9 protein-coding genes and 1 pseudogene are annotated in these 14,223 nt (G+C 55.2%); 3 read left to right on the top strand and 7 right to left on the bottom strand.

The genetic code is table 11. The features are described 5' to 3' along the window. Nucleotides 1–348: 348 nt before the first annotated feature. From IYV58_RS05430 to IYV58_RS05420, 3 genes and pseudogenes are all read right to left on the bottom strand, one after another. On the bottom strand, nt 349–3,438 hold the full coding sequence (locus IYV58_RS05430) for an efflux RND transporter permease subunit (protein ID WP_195729467.1): 3,090 nt from the start codon (nt 3,436–3,438) through the stop codon (nt 349–351). Continuing rightward, complete coding sequence (locus IYV58_RS05425; RefSeq protein ID WP_195729466.1) at nt 3,435–4,544, bottom strand: efflux RND transporter periplasmic adaptor subunit; 1,110 nt, start codon at nt 4,542–4,544, stop codon at nt 3,435–3,437. Before IYV58_RS05425 ends, IYV58_RS05430 begins: the two co-directional genes overlap by 4 nt. 74 nt (nt 4,545–4,618) lie before the next feature. Then, a pseudogene (locus IYV58_RS05420) lies at nt 4,619–5,231 on the bottom strand (TetR/AcrR family transcriptional regulator). A 347-nt stretch (nt 5,232–5,578) separates the two neighbouring features. On the opposite strand from IYV58_RS05420, the gene IYV58_RS05415 reads away from it, so the two are divergent. Next, nucleotides 5,579–5,806, top strand: a complete 228-nt coding sequence (locus tag IYV58_RS05415) for a hypothetical protein (protein WP_195729465.1) — start codon at nt 5,579–5,581, stop codon at nt 5,804–5,806. Between the two features lie 215 nt (nt 5,807–6,021). Here the strand turns inward: IYV58_RS05415 and IYV58_RS05410 are convergent, their stop codons facing one another. The 4 genes from IYV58_RS05410 to IYV58_RS05395 form a co-directional block, all read right to left on the bottom strand. After that, nucleotides 6,022–7,311 carry an anaerobic C4-dicarboxylate transporter family protein gene (locus tag IYV58_RS05410; RefSeq protein ID WP_142469181.1) on the bottom strand — a complete coding sequence of 430 codons (1,290 nt, stop codon included), beginning with the start codon at nt 7,309–7,311 and terminating at the stop codon, nt 6,022–6,024. Nucleotides 7,312–7,423: 112 nt separating this feature from the next. After that, nucleotides 7,424–8,272: a fumarylacetoacetate hydrolase family protein gene (locus tag IYV58_RS05405; protein ID WP_154902340.1), complete on the bottom strand. Its 849-nt coding sequence runs from the start codon at nt 8,270–8,272 to the stop codon at nt 7,424–7,426. Between the two features lie 143 nt (nt 8,273–8,415). Continuing rightward, nucleotides 8,416–9,345: a dihydrodipicolinate synthase family protein gene (locus IYV58_RS05400; protein WP_004129307.1), complete on the bottom strand. Its 930-nt coding sequence runs from the start codon at nt 9,343–9,345 to the stop codon at nt 8,416–8,418. 251 nt (nt 9,346–9,596) lie between these two features. Beyond that, a complete protein-coding gene (locus IYV58_RS05395; protein WP_004129304.1) occupies nt 9,597–10,628 on the bottom strand; it encodes a LacI family DNA-binding transcriptional regulator in 1,032 nt (343 codons plus the stop codon). Between the two features lie 437 nt (nt 10,629–11,065). Between IYV58_RS05395 and IYV58_RS05390 the strand changes: the two genes are divergently transcribed. Continuing rightward, entirely contained in the window at nt 11,066–12,463 is a 1,398-nt protein-coding gene (locus IYV58_RS05390; RefSeq protein ID WP_077259729.1) for an MFS transporter, read from the top strand. Between the two features lie 122 nt (nt 12,464–12,585). Then, nucleotides 12,586–13,926, top strand: coding sequence for a carbohydrate porin (locus IYV58_RS05385; protein ID WP_195729464.1), 1,341 nt, complete (start codon nt 12,586–12,588; stop codon nt 13,924–13,926). Nucleotides 13,927–14,223 lie beyond the last annotated feature (297 nt).

Here is a 14,223-nt window from a genome sequence, read left to right as displayed (position 1 = left end):
CATCATTCTGTTTATAGGTTGAATCAGCTTGCTTTACATATAAACAACTGTTTCTTTTATTTGTGTAGTGCATTAACATCACTCCTATTAAACTCTATTTCCCCAACATCTATCACTCCATACTGAAACGACGCCCTTAAAATTCAAAAAATAAGAATACCTTGTTTTATCATAATTTTCGCAAGTAAATATTGCCTGGTATAATGGACCGCTATTAGAACCAGTATGGATTTATATTTAGACAGAATCGTCTGCCGGGGTGGGGTCAGTCCAATCCTCATCATTCGGGTCGATATTTTCAGGGCCGCCGGAACGTCGTCTGGCGACCTCTTCTGTAGTCCGTCACGGTCAAACTGCAGCCTGCGGTTCCGCAGGTTTCTGCGTATCAGGACGTATTTTGAACCAGATGGCATACATGGCGGGCAGGAACACCAGCGTGATAATGGTGCCGCCAAAGGTCCCGCCAATCAGCGTGTAGGCCAGCGTCCCCCAGAACACCGAGTGCGTCAGCGGGATAAACGCCAGTATGGCCGCCATCGCCGTCAACAATACCGGCCGGGCACGCTGCACCGTCGCCTCCACCACCGCATGGAAGGGCGCCAGCCCCTCCTGCTCGTTGTGATGGATCTGGCCTATCAGGATCAGGGTGTTGCGCATCAGAATGCCGGACAGCGCAATCAGCCCGACGAGGGTATTGATGCCAAAAGGCTGGTTGAAGAGCAGCAGCGTTGGCACCACCCCAATCAGCCCCAGCGGCGCGGTGAGGAAGACCATCACCATCGCCGCCATCGACCGCACCTGGAGGATGATAATCAACAGCGTCATGGCAATCATGATAGGGAACAGCGGCACCATCGCTTTGGTGGCTTTCCCGGACTCTTCAATCGAACCCGCCTGCTCGATGCGGTATCCGGCCGGCAGCGTATCGATGACCGGCTGCAGCGCCTTCGTGATGGCGGCAGAAACATCCGGCGGCTGCAGATTTTCGGCTATATCTCCCCTGACAGTTATGGTCGGAATACGATCGCGACGGCGCATAACCGGCTCTTCCATTTGCACCTCAACCTCCCCAATCTGAGACAGCGGAATGCGCTGCCCGGCAGCCCCCACCAGGGTAAAACCGGCTATTTTTGCCGGGTCAAGCCGGATATCCCCCGCCGCGCGTCCCATGACCTGTACCGAACGGATATCTTCCCGTACTGAGGTGATTGGAATGCCTGAAAGCAGAAACTGAAGCTGCTGCGCGGCGGCATTCGAGGTCAGCCCCACCGCCTGCAGGCGATCCTGATTGAGCGTGAAGTGCAGCGCCGGTACCCGCGGCCCCCAGTCGGTGTTGACGGTTCTCATCATCGGACTGGCCTGCATCACTTTTTCCACCTTATCTGCGATTTCGCGCAGCGTGGTAGGATCAGGCCCCATGACGCGATAAGCCACCGGATAGGGTGAATACGGGCCAAACACCAACTGGGTCACGCGCACGCGCGCCTCGGGCGTCAGTCCACCGGCCACCGCTTCACGCAATCTGAACTTAAGCGCCTCGCGGGCTTCCGGGTTGTCCGTCAGCACGACTATTTTCGCAAATGACGGGTCAGGCAGCTCGGGGGCCATGGCCAGAAAGAAACGCGGCGCCCCCTGCCCGATGTAGGAGGTGACGATTTTTGCCTCTTTCTGTTTTCTCAGCCAGGCTTCGATTTTCGCCGCGGTGGCATTGGTCTGCTCAATAGCGGTGCCATAGGGCATCTGCACTTCAACCAGTACCTCAGGACGGTCGGAGGTGGGGAAAAATTGTTTTTTCACCAGCCCTAAGCCGAGTATCGCAACCGTAAAGACGGCTATCACAGTACCCGCCACGATCCACTTGCGCGCGATAACCCAGCCCAGCAATCGGCGAAAACGATTGTAATGACGGGTGTTGTAAATCGCTGCGTGTCCCCCCTCTACCTTTTTGATATCGGGCAGCATCTTCACGCCCAGATAAGGCGTGAACACCACCGCGACAATCCAGGAGGCAATAAGGGCGATACCGACGATCCAGAACATATTGCTGGTATATTCGCCGGCGGTGGACTGGGCAAAACCGTTAGGCATGAAACCAACGGCGGTGACCAGCGTACCGGCGAGCATCGGGGCGGCGGTGTGGCTCCAGGCATAGGCGGAGGCTTTTATGCGGTCGTAGCCCTCTTCCATTTTCACCACCATCATTTCGATGGCGATGATGGCATCATCGACCAGCAGCCCGAGCGCCAGGATCAGCGAGCCCAGGGTGATACGGTCAAAGTTTTTGCCGGAAGCCTCCATCACAACGAAGACAATCGCCAGCGTTAACGGTACGGCAGCGGCGACCACGACGCCCACGCGCCACCCCATGCTGACGAAACAGACCACCATCACCACCAGCAGCGCGACAAAGAACTTGATCATAAACTCGTCAACGGCGGAGCTGATGTTGACCGATTGGTCGGTGACCTTGGTCAGAGTCATGCCGAGCGGCATACCCGCATTAATTTTGGCGGTTTCCGCATCCAGCGCCTTCCCCAGATCCAGTCCGTTCCAGCCGTCCCGCATCACGATGCCCAACAGCAGCGCCGTTTCCCCCTGATTGCGGATCAGGAAGGTCGCCGGATCTTCGTAGCCCCGCTCAACGGTCGCCACGTCCGATAGCTGCAGTGTCCGGCCCTGAACAACAATGGGGGTTTCGCGGATTTTCTCCAGTTTGTCAAAAGCGCCATCCAGGCGGATAAAGACCTGCGGTCCTTTGGTGTCAATCGAGCCAGCGGGTGTCAGTACGTTCTGGCTGTTGAGGGCGGAGAAAATATCCTGAGGGGAAACGCCCAGCGTGGCCAGCCGGTCATGCGAGAACGAAACAAAGATGCGTTCGGCCTGTTCACCGATAATATTGACCTTCTTCACCCCCGGCACGTGCAGAAGACGCTGACGCAGCGATTCCGCATCGCGAACCAGTAGCCGCTGCGGCTCTCCTTTCGCCTTCAGCGCAAAGAGCGCGAAGGTGACGTCGGAGAATTCGTCATTGAACATCGGTCCGATAACGCCTGCCGGCAGGTTTTTGGCCTCATCGCCGAGCTTCTTGCGCGCCTGATAGAACTCTTCCTGCACCTGTGAAGGCGGCGTGCTGTCTTGCAGTGAAAGCATGGTATAAGCCAGACCGGGTCGGGTGTAGGTTTCACTACGGTCATACCACTTGAGCTCCTGCATTCGCTTTTCAAGCGGTTCAGCAACCTGATCCTGCATCTCCTGCGCGGTAGCGCCCGGCCAGGCAGAAATAATCGTCATCTGCTTGACGGTAAACGGCGGGTCTTCCGCGCGCCCCAGTTCGAAAAATGACAGAACCCCGGCCACGGTAATCAGAATAATGAGGAACAGGGTGATGGAACGCTCGCGAACAGCCAGCGCTGAAAGATTGAATTTGCCGTCGCTCATGGCCGACTCCCGGCGACGCGGGCATCGTTCTGTACAGCCATGCGTACAGCCTCACCGTCATGCAGCAGATGCGCCCCGAGGGCGACCACCTTCTCGCCAGGCTGGAGGTTACCGGATACCTGCGCCACATCATCACTCAATCCCAGCACCTGAACGGACCGCCACGACACTTTGGCTGGCTGACCTGAAATCTGCCAGACGCCCGGCCCTTTACCCGGATCGTAGAGCGAGGCTAATGGTACCTGCATCACCTGGTTCGGTAATTTACCGTCTGCAATGTGCAGCGTTACGGTGGATCCCAGCGGCGCATTCGCCAGCGCCCCTTCAAGCACATATCTCGCCTCGAAGGTGCGGGTTACCGGATCGGCCGCATCGGAAAGGAGACGCAGTTTCGCCGGGACCGTCAGTTTACCGGTGCCGTACAACATGGCCTCGGCCTCGCTTTCAGGAGCCGGACGTAACGTCTCGGGTAACTGCACGCTGGCCTCACGCTGGCCCGCTCTAGCCAGACGAACCACCGGCTGACCAGCGCTAACCACCTGACCGGGTTCAGCCAGAGTCTCCATGACCACGCCGTCTGCGTCAGCCAGCAGCACCGCGTAGCCCGTCGCGTTTTGCGCCACATTCGCCTGGGCCTGAGCCGCATTGAGTTCAGCTTTGGCCGTATCGGCGGCCGCTTTTATCTGGTCGTAGGCCGATACCGACACCGCCCCTGTCGAGACCAGACCGCGGTAACGCACCTCATCCGCCGCAGCTTGTTTTGCTCGGGCCCGTGCGGCCGCGACCGCCTGTTGCTGAGCCTGTGCCTGCAGGCCGAGGTCCGCGGGATCCAGACGCATCATCGGCTGGCCGCGCTTGACGTTCTGGCCGGTATCGACCAGACGTTCAAGAATTTTGCCCTGCACTCTGAAACCGAGATCGCTTTGAACCCGGGCGACAACAACGCCGGTAAATGCGCGGGAGGCATCCATCGCACTCACTATGGTCGCAGACCTGACCAGAGGAGGCTGAGTGCGGGGATCGTCTGTGCCGGAAACGTCACCGCAGGCCGCGAGGGCAAACGGCAGCAGGCAAACGGCAAAAGAGGCGGATTTGAGCCTGAGCATGGAGTTCCTTAATCATTTTGACAGGACAGTTGAACCATACTCTTTCATGTGACCAATTAAGTCAATGGTCACATTCAGGTTGCAAAACTTTTGAGTATTAATGAGGACAGCAGTATGGCCGCAGTGGGTGCGGTATCGAGGTTAAATTGCAGCTGTAAAGGGCAAATATAAGACTGCATGACCAGACAGATGGCATCCGCAGTCTCATCCAGCGGGGTTTTGCGTTCAAACTCCCCTGCCTGCCAGCCTTCCTGAATGACGTGCTGTATCAGCTGACGCAGCTGCTGCTGATAGACGGCGGCGGAAGGTCAGCGCTCCCGGGAGGCAACGGCAGCAATGTCATAAAGCTTGCAATCGTGAAAGAACAGATCGTTACCGGCTTCGATCAGCGCGTTTAATAAACGCCTCAGCTTCTCGGAGGCGGTAGGCGCATCGGCAATCGCGTCATAGACGACCACAGAGATTTTCGCCAGCCTGTTAGCACAAATGGCTTCTCCAATCGCCTGTTTTGAATCGAAGAATTTGTATATAGGTTTTTGAAAAACCAATCGTTTTCGCCAGATCTGACACGGTGGTCTTCTCGTAGCCGAAATACCCGAAGTGCTCCGTAGCGGCTTCCACAATCCGATCGCGGACGCAATGATCCGACGGCCCCCGCGAGGAGTATGCATTTGTGAATTTTGTCATTTTTCCAGCTTAGCCCAGAAGGCCTCGATTGAAAACTTGTGACCAATTTGTAATATAGTCACAAAGAAATGTTGACTCAAGGCACATCATGTTTCTCCTGGGTAGGCTTGTCCTGGCCGTAACGGCCGGCTTACTGGCGGGCTGTGCCGTCGGGCCGGATTATCATCGTCCCGATGTACCGCTTTTAAAGCAATATCATTCTCAGCCTGCCGTCCAGCAAAGAAGTGCCTCGTGGATGGCCCAGGCCCACGCCGGACTTGGGGCGGCCGACCTGCTTCGCCGGAGACCGGATATTATCGTGGCGGAGCGTCATCTCGCCGCCTTTCATGCGCGTACCGGGAGTAGGGATGAAAAGAATAGGCGTTCTGGGCGTTGATGCGTTAAGCGAAAAACTGATCGCAGGATTCTTTCAGGCGGAAACGGGCGCCCAGGTGTTTCTGTTCCCGGCAAACAGCGAACGAGCTCAAAGGCTGGCAAGAGAATTTCCCTGCTGGACCCTGGACAATCACCAGGCCGTCCTTGATGAAGCGGATGAAAAATTTAGCGCCTGTTTGCCTCGCCAGGCCCGCTCTTAGTGGCTGCCGACGAATCGGATTTTGATTCACCAACCGGAGGCCCTGCCTGAGCGGTGATTTCTATTTGGTTTTTCAATCACTCTGACCAGCACGGGAATAATCACTCCCTGAAAACGGCTCATCTGCCCCCTCAAATAAACGTGACAATTTTCGCCATGTTTTAGAGATAATCACCGGCCTGCTCCCCAACCTATCGCAGGCCGGATTGGCGTGATTCACCGAATCAAAAAAGCCAGCCCCGCGGCGAAGAGAATAGAAAGCAGCACCGATGCCAGGCCAGGCAGTAGAAAAGGATGATCAATAATATGTCGGCCCAGTTTGGTGGAGCCGGTATCGTCCAGCTCTACCGCTGCCAGTAACGTCGGGTAATTTGGCAAAATAAAAAGAGAAGCCGTAGCCGGAAAGCAGGCGACCAGGATACCGGGAGCAACGCCCATACTCAGCGCGGCAGGGAATAAAATTTTTGTTGAAGCCGCCTGCGAATACAAGAAACATGACGCGGCCATAATAATGAGCGCCAACATAATGGGCGAATCCAATAAGTGTGACGAGACCGCGCTTTGCAGCCACTGTTGATTGCTGTCCATAAAGGTGGAACCCAGCCAGGCGACGCCAAGGATACAGATGCAGGAGGTCATCCCGGTTTTAAACACCGAGCCGGACGGGACTTTGTGTACGTTAACCCGGCAGCACACCACAATCAGCAGCGCAACGCCCATCATTACCCCAACCCGCGCCTGCCCGCTGCTCATGACCGGATGGGCAATCAGCCCTAACTTTGGACTGGTGACAATCGCATAGGCCAGAACCGCAACCAGCCCAACGATAAAGATCAGCACCGAACGGCCGGCGTAGGGCGGGATAGCCCGCTCAGTCCGTGCCTTAACCTGCACCGGATTGTCATTGAGCCGATCCTGCTGGCGGATTCTGTCCCAGAACAGGTAAAAAACGGAGGTAACCAGCAGCGCAAGAAAGGTGGACGGTATTGATACCGCGATGAGCTCAATATAGCCCCAGCCGTCATGCCCTTTTTCCAGTATCCCCGAGAAAAAAATCACCGCAGCGGAAATGGGCGACGCCACAATCCCCAGCAAAGACGCGCTGACGGAGAGAGCAAGCGCGCGGGTGGGTTTTATATTGTTCTCTTTCGCCACGCCGACAATAACCGGCATACAGGCAAAGGAGACCTGCCCGGTGCTGGCCATCATAGTTAATAGCCAGGTGGAAAGCGGCGCGGTGATGACTAACAGTCGCGGATAGCGGCGCAGCAGCCGCTCGGTGAGGTCAACAAGATATTCAATACCGCCGGCCTCCTGCATGGCGGCAATCGCCACGATCACCACCATGATAAACACGATAACCAGCATCGGCATATCGCCCGGCGTCGCGCCGAGCGCGCTGAGCACAATCACGCCAGCGCCGCCGGCAAACCCTACGCCGATCCCCCCAACCCGCATGCCGATGTACAGAAACAGCAGCACCACCAGAAACTGGACCAATATCATATATTGCCTCCACGGCTCCCTGTCCGGCATTAACCCTTCGCAAGATGACATGGCCGCCGGGCAAACGCGCGCTCACCATATCTTTGGATGTCACCTGCCGGTGAACGACAATTTATCGCGATACAGCGGCGTCGCTGCACACGGTGTGAATCAGACATCCGATCTGCTCAATCTCAACTTCCACCCTGTCCCCGGGCTGCATAAAGAGCGGCGGCGTACGTTTTTTTCCGATACCGCCGGGGGTGCCGGTCAGGATCACGTCTCCCGGAGAGAGCGCGCTGAAGGTGCTGATATAGGCAATAAGCCCGGCGATTGAATGCAACATGCTGCCCGTATTATCCTGCTGCACCGTCTGACCATTGAGACGGGTGGTAATATTCAGATTTTGCGGGTCGGGGATATCATCCGCCGTCACCAGCCAGGGGCCGAAGCCGCCCGTTGCAGGCCAGTTTTTCCCGCCGGTAAAGCAGGCATGCTGCCAGTCGCGCACGGAGCCATCCATATAGCAGCTGTAGCCGGCAACATACTGCAGCGCCTCCTGCTCTGGGATATTGCGCCCTCCACGGCCGATCACCAGCGCCATTTCGCCTTCATAGTCAAACTCATTGCTGCATTCCGGCTTGAGGAGCGGCGCCAGATGCCCGGTCTGCGAATCCGCAAAGCGGATGAATAGCACAGGATTCGCGAGCTTCTCGTTCCCCGCAACGTTTTTATCGCGATAATTCACCCCAGCGCAGATGATTTTTTTCGGTTCAGTAATGACCGGCAGGAAAGCAATCTCGTTGAAGGAATAATGCGTTTTTTTCGCGGACGGCGGCAGAGCATCAAGCAGATGAAGGTGGGGCAAAAATTCAAGCAGGCTGCCATATTGAGGGAACAGCGCCTGCAGATCGATGACGCCATCGGCGGTCGCCAGACCATATTTATTTTTATCATTAACGCGAAAGCTTAATAGTTTCATAAATCACCTTGGGAATAGACAGAGGTGAAAGCCCCGACGTGATGATGAAGAGAAGGAAATGATACCGGGGCGAAGTAACCGATTATCCGCAATACAGTAAGGCCTATTTCTGCATTGCGGATTCACAACTGACTCAGAATGAATTAACGAACGCGGCCCAACTCAGCGGCGCGCATGGCGTCGTGGATCTCTTTTTCAGCCCCATTTTCGAGCGGCAGCAGCGGAGAGCGAACGGTGGCATGTTCAAGGATCCCTCGCGCAACCAACGCATGCTTAAGGGCCACGGTGCCTTCCATGTGAGAACCGCGATGGTAGACGCTTTTGGTCACCGGCAGCAGACGATCGTGCAGCTGACGCGCTTTAACGTAATCGCCCGCTTTACCCGCCTTAATCATTTCAATTAACGGCTCAGGCGCGATATTACCGTAGCCGACCAGGAAGCCATCCACATCAAACGCGGTATGCAGCAGGTATTCATCGTGGCAGCTTAAGATTTGCAGATCAGGACGTTCGCGACGGATCACCGGAATCTCAGTATCCCAGCGGCGCATATTACGTACGCCATTTTTCATGGCAAATACGCCAGGCTGCGCGGAGATATCCAGCAGGGTCTTCAGGTTGTAGGTGGCTTTAGTGACATCCGGATACTGGAAAAGAATCAGCGGCAGGCCGCTTTCTTCATACACCACGCGGTAGCGATCCTGGGGGGCGCCATCCTGATAGCCAAAACGCAGCCAACCGTGAGAAGGATAGAGCAAACCTGCGGATGCCCCGGCGGCAACGGCGCGCTTCGCCTCCAGCGCAGCCACTTCGGTCCCTTCCCCGGTGATACCGGCAATGATAGGAAGCTTATCATCCACCGACTTCACAAATGCGCGGATCACATTCGCCTGCTCTTCCTGGGTCAGAAAAGTCCCTTCCCCCGCGTGTCCCAGAACCACCAGACCTTTCACGCCGTCGATGCTGCCGAGCCAGTTACCAAGGCGCTGAATGGCATCATAGTCTACGCGTCCATCGCGAGTGAATGGTGTAACCGGAGCCGGAGTCAAACCTCTCAGATCGATGTTAATCATAAATATCCCCTTGATGAGTAAGCATTTGTTTACGGTTAAGCGATTATTTGAAACGGAAGTGAAATCGTTTCTGCAATCGTTTTCACGTAATTGACATTGAACCTCAAAAATAAAACCGTCAACGCCACGTTGGTTAAAAATGCAACGCAGATCACAAACTAAACAGCAATCTGCATCCGGGATGAGATCCGTTATACAAAATTCAACCCTCCCCGCTTTCTCCAGGAAAGCCGGGAAGGATCGCTGGCGGATTATTTACGTGGAGACGAGGTAGACTTACGGGGAATAAGGGAAGGCGTGGTAATCCGCATATTATTATTTATCTCTGGATTCAATAACATATCAACCGCATTGCTGGCGATATGCTCCAGCGGCGTTCTGACCGAAGTCAGCGCCACGGGCAGTCTGCTCACCAGCGGAATATCGTTGTATCCCACCAGCGAGAGATCTTCGCCAATCACCAGGCCCTGCTGGTGCGCGGCCGCGAGGACGCCAATCGCCAGTTCGTCATTGACGGCAAACAGCGCGCTTGGGCGGTGAGGCTGGCTGAGAATTTTCATTCCCTGCTGCTCTCCCGAGGCGATGTTAAAATCTGAATGACAGCACCAGTCCGCTTCGATCCGGAGCCCGGCTTCCTGCATTGCCCGCTCAAAGCCCTTACGCCGGTTGCGCGCGTTGGAGGCAAAATCAGGGCCGCCAATCAGGCCAATATCGCGGTGACCTAAATCAATCAGGTGCCGGGTTGCCAGATAGCCGCCAAGCTCATCGTCGCCCACCGATGAGGGGCTAAAACCGTCGGTACGCAGCGCCAGTACGTGGGGAACGTCTCGTTCACGCAGGGCTTGCGGCAACGGATCGTCCAGCCGGCAGGTGGACATGATCAGCCCATCCACGCGGCGATCCAGCAGCGACTCAACGGCGTTTTTCTCCTGCTCCTTGCTATCACCGCAGGTCGCTACAATCGCGAAATAACCCCGTCTGGCTGCGGCCCTGGCTATCTCTTCGAAAAGCATGGCGGTGACGGCATCGGTTAGCCTGGGAACCAGGACGCCAAGCGTCCCGGTATCGCCGCGCCGCAGGCTGGAAGCAACATAGTCCCGACGGTAGCCCAGCTCTCGGGCAACCTGGCGAATTTTATCTGCCGAGGCGCTGCGCGAGGTGGGTAATCTTTCATCGAGTACCCGTGAAACGGTCGAGACGCTAACGCCCGCGGCGCGAGCAACATCCCGCATTGTCGCCAGCTTTTTTTCCGGCAAATCGTTCAGTTCACTTTCTTGATCCATCTGCTGCTCCAACTCATCAATGCGGGTAAAAATCCGTGTTGCCCGTTCAACGGATACCATCGTGCAAACCGTGGGGTTAAAGGATCTTACGTCAAACCTCGTCCGGACAAAAGGAATGGTGCTTCACTTTGCCTGGTTCATTCGGCTGGTCGTTAATTCACATTTCTTATCCATTTTGCTTTGCATTCGCCGCTTCGCCTTTTTGCGCGTGAGTTTTTTCAGATTGTGAACTGCTCGACATTTATACAACAGGCGTAATTGACTTAGCGACGAATCCAGCAAAGGATTAGCTGCAAATGAAATCGATTGCAGTAACGTTATCATAAACACATCAGGACAGCATTATATGCAGCACGTCGATGAATAAGGGTTCGTTGCCCTGTTGTTATTCAGAATTTTACGTGTATGCCCCAGACAACGTTTAACAGGGTAATACTATGTCAACTCAGGCCATTGCTTCAGATTACGCCGTTGCCAGCGGAACGGCGTCAACCCCGGACGCGCTGCTGGCAAGACTGGAACGTCTGCCCATCACCCGGCGGCTGAAGGCGATCCGCGTTATCGTCGGCTTATCAACGTTTTTCGATGCCTATACCATTATTGCTATCGCTTTTGCGCTTCCCCAGCTTACTCAAGAGTGGGGCCTCACGCCGACGTTTGTCGGTCTTATTATTGCGGCCAGCTACGTGGGTCAGTTGTGCGGCGCCCTATTTTTCGGCTCGCTGGCGGAAAAAATAGGCCGTATCGGCGTATTGCGTATCACCATCATCATGTTCGTCCTGATGGATGCGGCGTGCCTTTTTGCCTGGAACGGCTGGTCAATTCTTGTTATTCGCTTTTTACAGGGGGTGGGTATCGGTGCGGAAGTTCCCGTTGCCAGCGCCTATATCAATGAATTTGTCGGAGCAAAGAAGCGCGGGCGTTTCTTTTTGTTGTATGAGGTGATTTTCCCTATCGGCATGATGTTTGCCGGTCTGGTCGGGTATTTTCTTGTGCCTATCTATGGATGGAAGGTCATGTTTTTAATTGGCTTAGTTCCCTCAGCGCTGACCGTTCCACTGCGCTGGCTGATGCCTGAATCACCGCGCTGGCTGGCTTCAAAAGGTCGGCTGAAGGAAGCGGACAACGTCGTATCGACGCTGGAATCTGAAGTCATCAGGCGTGGAATGACGTTGCCCGAACCTGAAATAAAAGCCCCCGCGGTGCAAAAAGCGGCTCCGGAAGGGGTTAAGGCCCTCTTCGGCGGTATTTATAAATCCCGCACCTTTATGCTGTGGGGGCTGTGGCTGACGGTTTACAGCGTCAACAATGGAATGATCACCTGGTTCCCGACTCTGTACAAAACCTGGTTTAATCTCTCCCTCGATACCAGTCTGGCCTACGGCTGGATCACCTCCTCCTGCGGCGTCGTCGCTTCGGTGATCTGCGCCTTGCTGATCGACCGCGTCGGGCGCAAGCGCTGGTACACATGGGCCTTTTTACTGGCCGTCGTTCCGCTGATTACGCTTTCTGTTCTGGGCGCGAAATCCGCCGTTGAAATTCTGATTCTGGGCAGCATGACCTACGCCATTCTTCAGACCATCGCCTTCTCGCTTTATCTGTACGCGGCTGAGCTTTATCCCACCCGGCTGCGCGCTATTGGCACCGCGTACTCCAGCGCATGGCTCCGCGCGGGGTCATCCATTGGCCCATTAATGGTCGGGTTTATCGTCAGCGGCTTCGGGATCCGTTTTGTGTTTGTCACGTTCGCGGTCATCGCACTGATTGGCGGCTTGATTACGTGGATTTTTGCCATTGAAACCAAAGGGAAATCATTAGAAGAGCTGTCGCCATAGACGGCCTGTGGCTCCGGCAATCGCGGAGCCACCTCTGACAGGAGGCCGGCTAGTCGGCTGATTCAGCTGCGCCTTATCGGGAACACTTCATAGACCTGGCTCATCAACGGGCGGTGAAAAACATGAACACACTCATTAAAAGCGGCACGATGCTGCTGGCATTTCTCTACCCTTTACTGGCTCTGGCCAACGATACACTTTTTTCTCCAACAGCAAAAAACATGACCGGAGAGTGGGGAGGCATGCGGACGGATCTGCGCCGTCATGGTTATGATTTTACGCTGGAATATAGCGCGATGACGGCCACGAATGTTTCCGGCGGTTACGATCGCGATAAAACCCTGCGCTACAGCGACCAGTATATTCTCGGCATAGATATGGATCTGGAAAAGATTTTAGGTATTCGCGACGGTGAATTTAAAGCGTCGGTGAATAATCGTAATGGGCGAGATCTGACTCAGGATCGCCTTCAGGATCCGCGCGCGCCGGTAATAGGCTCCGGTGTTCAGAGCAACTATGGCCGGGGTCAAACATGGCACGCGACGCAGTTTTGGTTCAAAAAAATCGGGTGGGAGAAGAAGCTGGATATCAAGGTGGGCCTGATGCCGCCAGGAGAGGATTTTGATAACAACGGCTGCTTTTTTCAAAACCTGTCGCTGTGCGGTTCTTTAGCCGGACACGGCAGCGGCGTCTGGTATAACACCCCTATAGGCCAGTGGGGTGGCCGCGTCAAATACAGCCCTGCCCCAGCGCTTTACGTCCAGGCCGGGGCGTTTCAGTACAATCCTAACTACGCCACCCGCCACGGAAGTTTCGAGCTCGATGGAACCGGGCATCTGGGGTACATGTACCTTTTTGAACTGGGATACTCACCCACCCTCGGCGCGGCAAAACTCCCCGGCATCTGGAAACTCGGGGGATGGTACAACACGGCGGAGGCCAACGATGTGCTGGATGATGACAATGGCGACCCCTATGTTATCACCCACCAGGCCGCCCGGCGACACGACGGCCGCTACGGAGGTTATCTCTATATCGTCCAGCAGCTGACCTACTCGAGCAGCCAGCGCCAACGTGGCCTTAGCCTTTTCGGGCATCTGGCAATGAATGATAAAGATACGGCGACAATGGACTATCAGATGCAGGCAGGCGCCATTTATCAAGGCCCTTTCGCCAGCCGTCCGCAGGACTTTATCAGCTTCGGCGTCAGTAAAATGCACGCCAACGACAGAGTCGCCCGTCGGGCTCAGCTCCTGAACCAGATGCGGGGGATCGATGATTATGATAACCCACTGTATGTTCCGGTTCGCAGAGCCGAGTATGCCGCAGAGCTGCATTATAGCTTTCGCGCGACGCCATGGCTGACCGTGCGCCCTAACCTGCAGCTGCTGGCCCATCCGGGAGGAAGCGAGGAGATTAAAAACGCGTGGGTGATCGGCAATCAGGTGACCGTTAAATTCTGATAAAACAGGCGGCCGCCGTCAGGACTAATCAGAATAAGCAACAATGGCGAACAATCAAAATATGGGCTTACTTTATCAATTTTAAGCGCCGGGTATTGGGTCCAGACCCGACGGGATGGCCAAATAAATGCGGAGTGTGGTAAGAAATCATCGCACTCCTTTTTCTCTGGATGCAAATTGAGTCAGACATCAGATTTCTGCTGAGTATCGAAAGACGAAGTTAAACGTATTCCTGACTTTTTAAATCACATGGGATAGTAGCGAAAAATTAGGCTGTTTTAAGCTTCATGATAATTT

Origin of the sequence: Klebsiella sp. BDA134-6 (assembly GCF_015601345.1) — a bacterium.
Taxonomy (GTDB): Bacteria; Pseudomonadota; Gammaproteobacteria; order Enterobacterales; family Enterobacteriaceae; genus Klebsiella; species Klebsiella grimontii.
This window is presented reverse-complemented; position numbering and strand designations above follow the sequence as displayed.

Bases quoted from the DNA above. Each gene is read 5' to 3' on its own strand.
- IYV58_RS05390 (WP_077259729.1), top strand. From the start codon at position 11,066: ATGTCAACTCAGGCCATTGCTTCAGATTACGCCGTTGCCAGCGGAACG.
- IYV58_RS05430 (WP_195729467.1), bottom strand. From the start codon at position 3,438: ATGAGCGACGGCAAATTCAATCTTTCAGCGCTGGCTGTTCGCGAGCGT.
- IYV58_RS05415 (WP_195729465.1), top strand. From the start codon at position 5,579: ATGAAAAGAATAGGCGTTCTGGGCGTTGATGCGTTAAGCGAAAAACTG.
- IYV58_RS05400 (WP_004129307.1), bottom strand. From the start codon at position 9,345: ATGATTAACATCGATCTGAGAGGTTTGACTCCGGCTCCGGTTACACCA.
- IYV58_RS05395 (WP_004129304.1), bottom strand. From the start codon at position 10,628: ATGGATCAAGAAAGTGAACTGAACGATTTGCCGGAAAAAAAGCTGGCG.
- IYV58_RS05425 (WP_195729466.1), bottom strand. From the start codon at position 4,544: ATGCTCAGGCTCAAATCCGCCTCTTTTGCCGTTTGCCTGCTGCCGTTT.
- IYV58_RS05405 (WP_154902340.1), bottom strand. From the start codon at position 8,272: ATGAAACTATTAAGCTTTCGCGTTAATGATAAAAATAAATATGGTCTG.
- IYV58_RS05410 (WP_142469181.1), bottom strand. From the start codon at position 7,311: ATGATATTGGTCCAGTTTCTGGTGGTGCTGCTGTTTCTGTACATCGGC.
- IYV58_RS05385 (WP_195729464.1), top strand. From the start codon at position 12,586: ATGAACACACTCATTAAAAGCGGCACGATGCTGCTGGCATTTCTCTAC.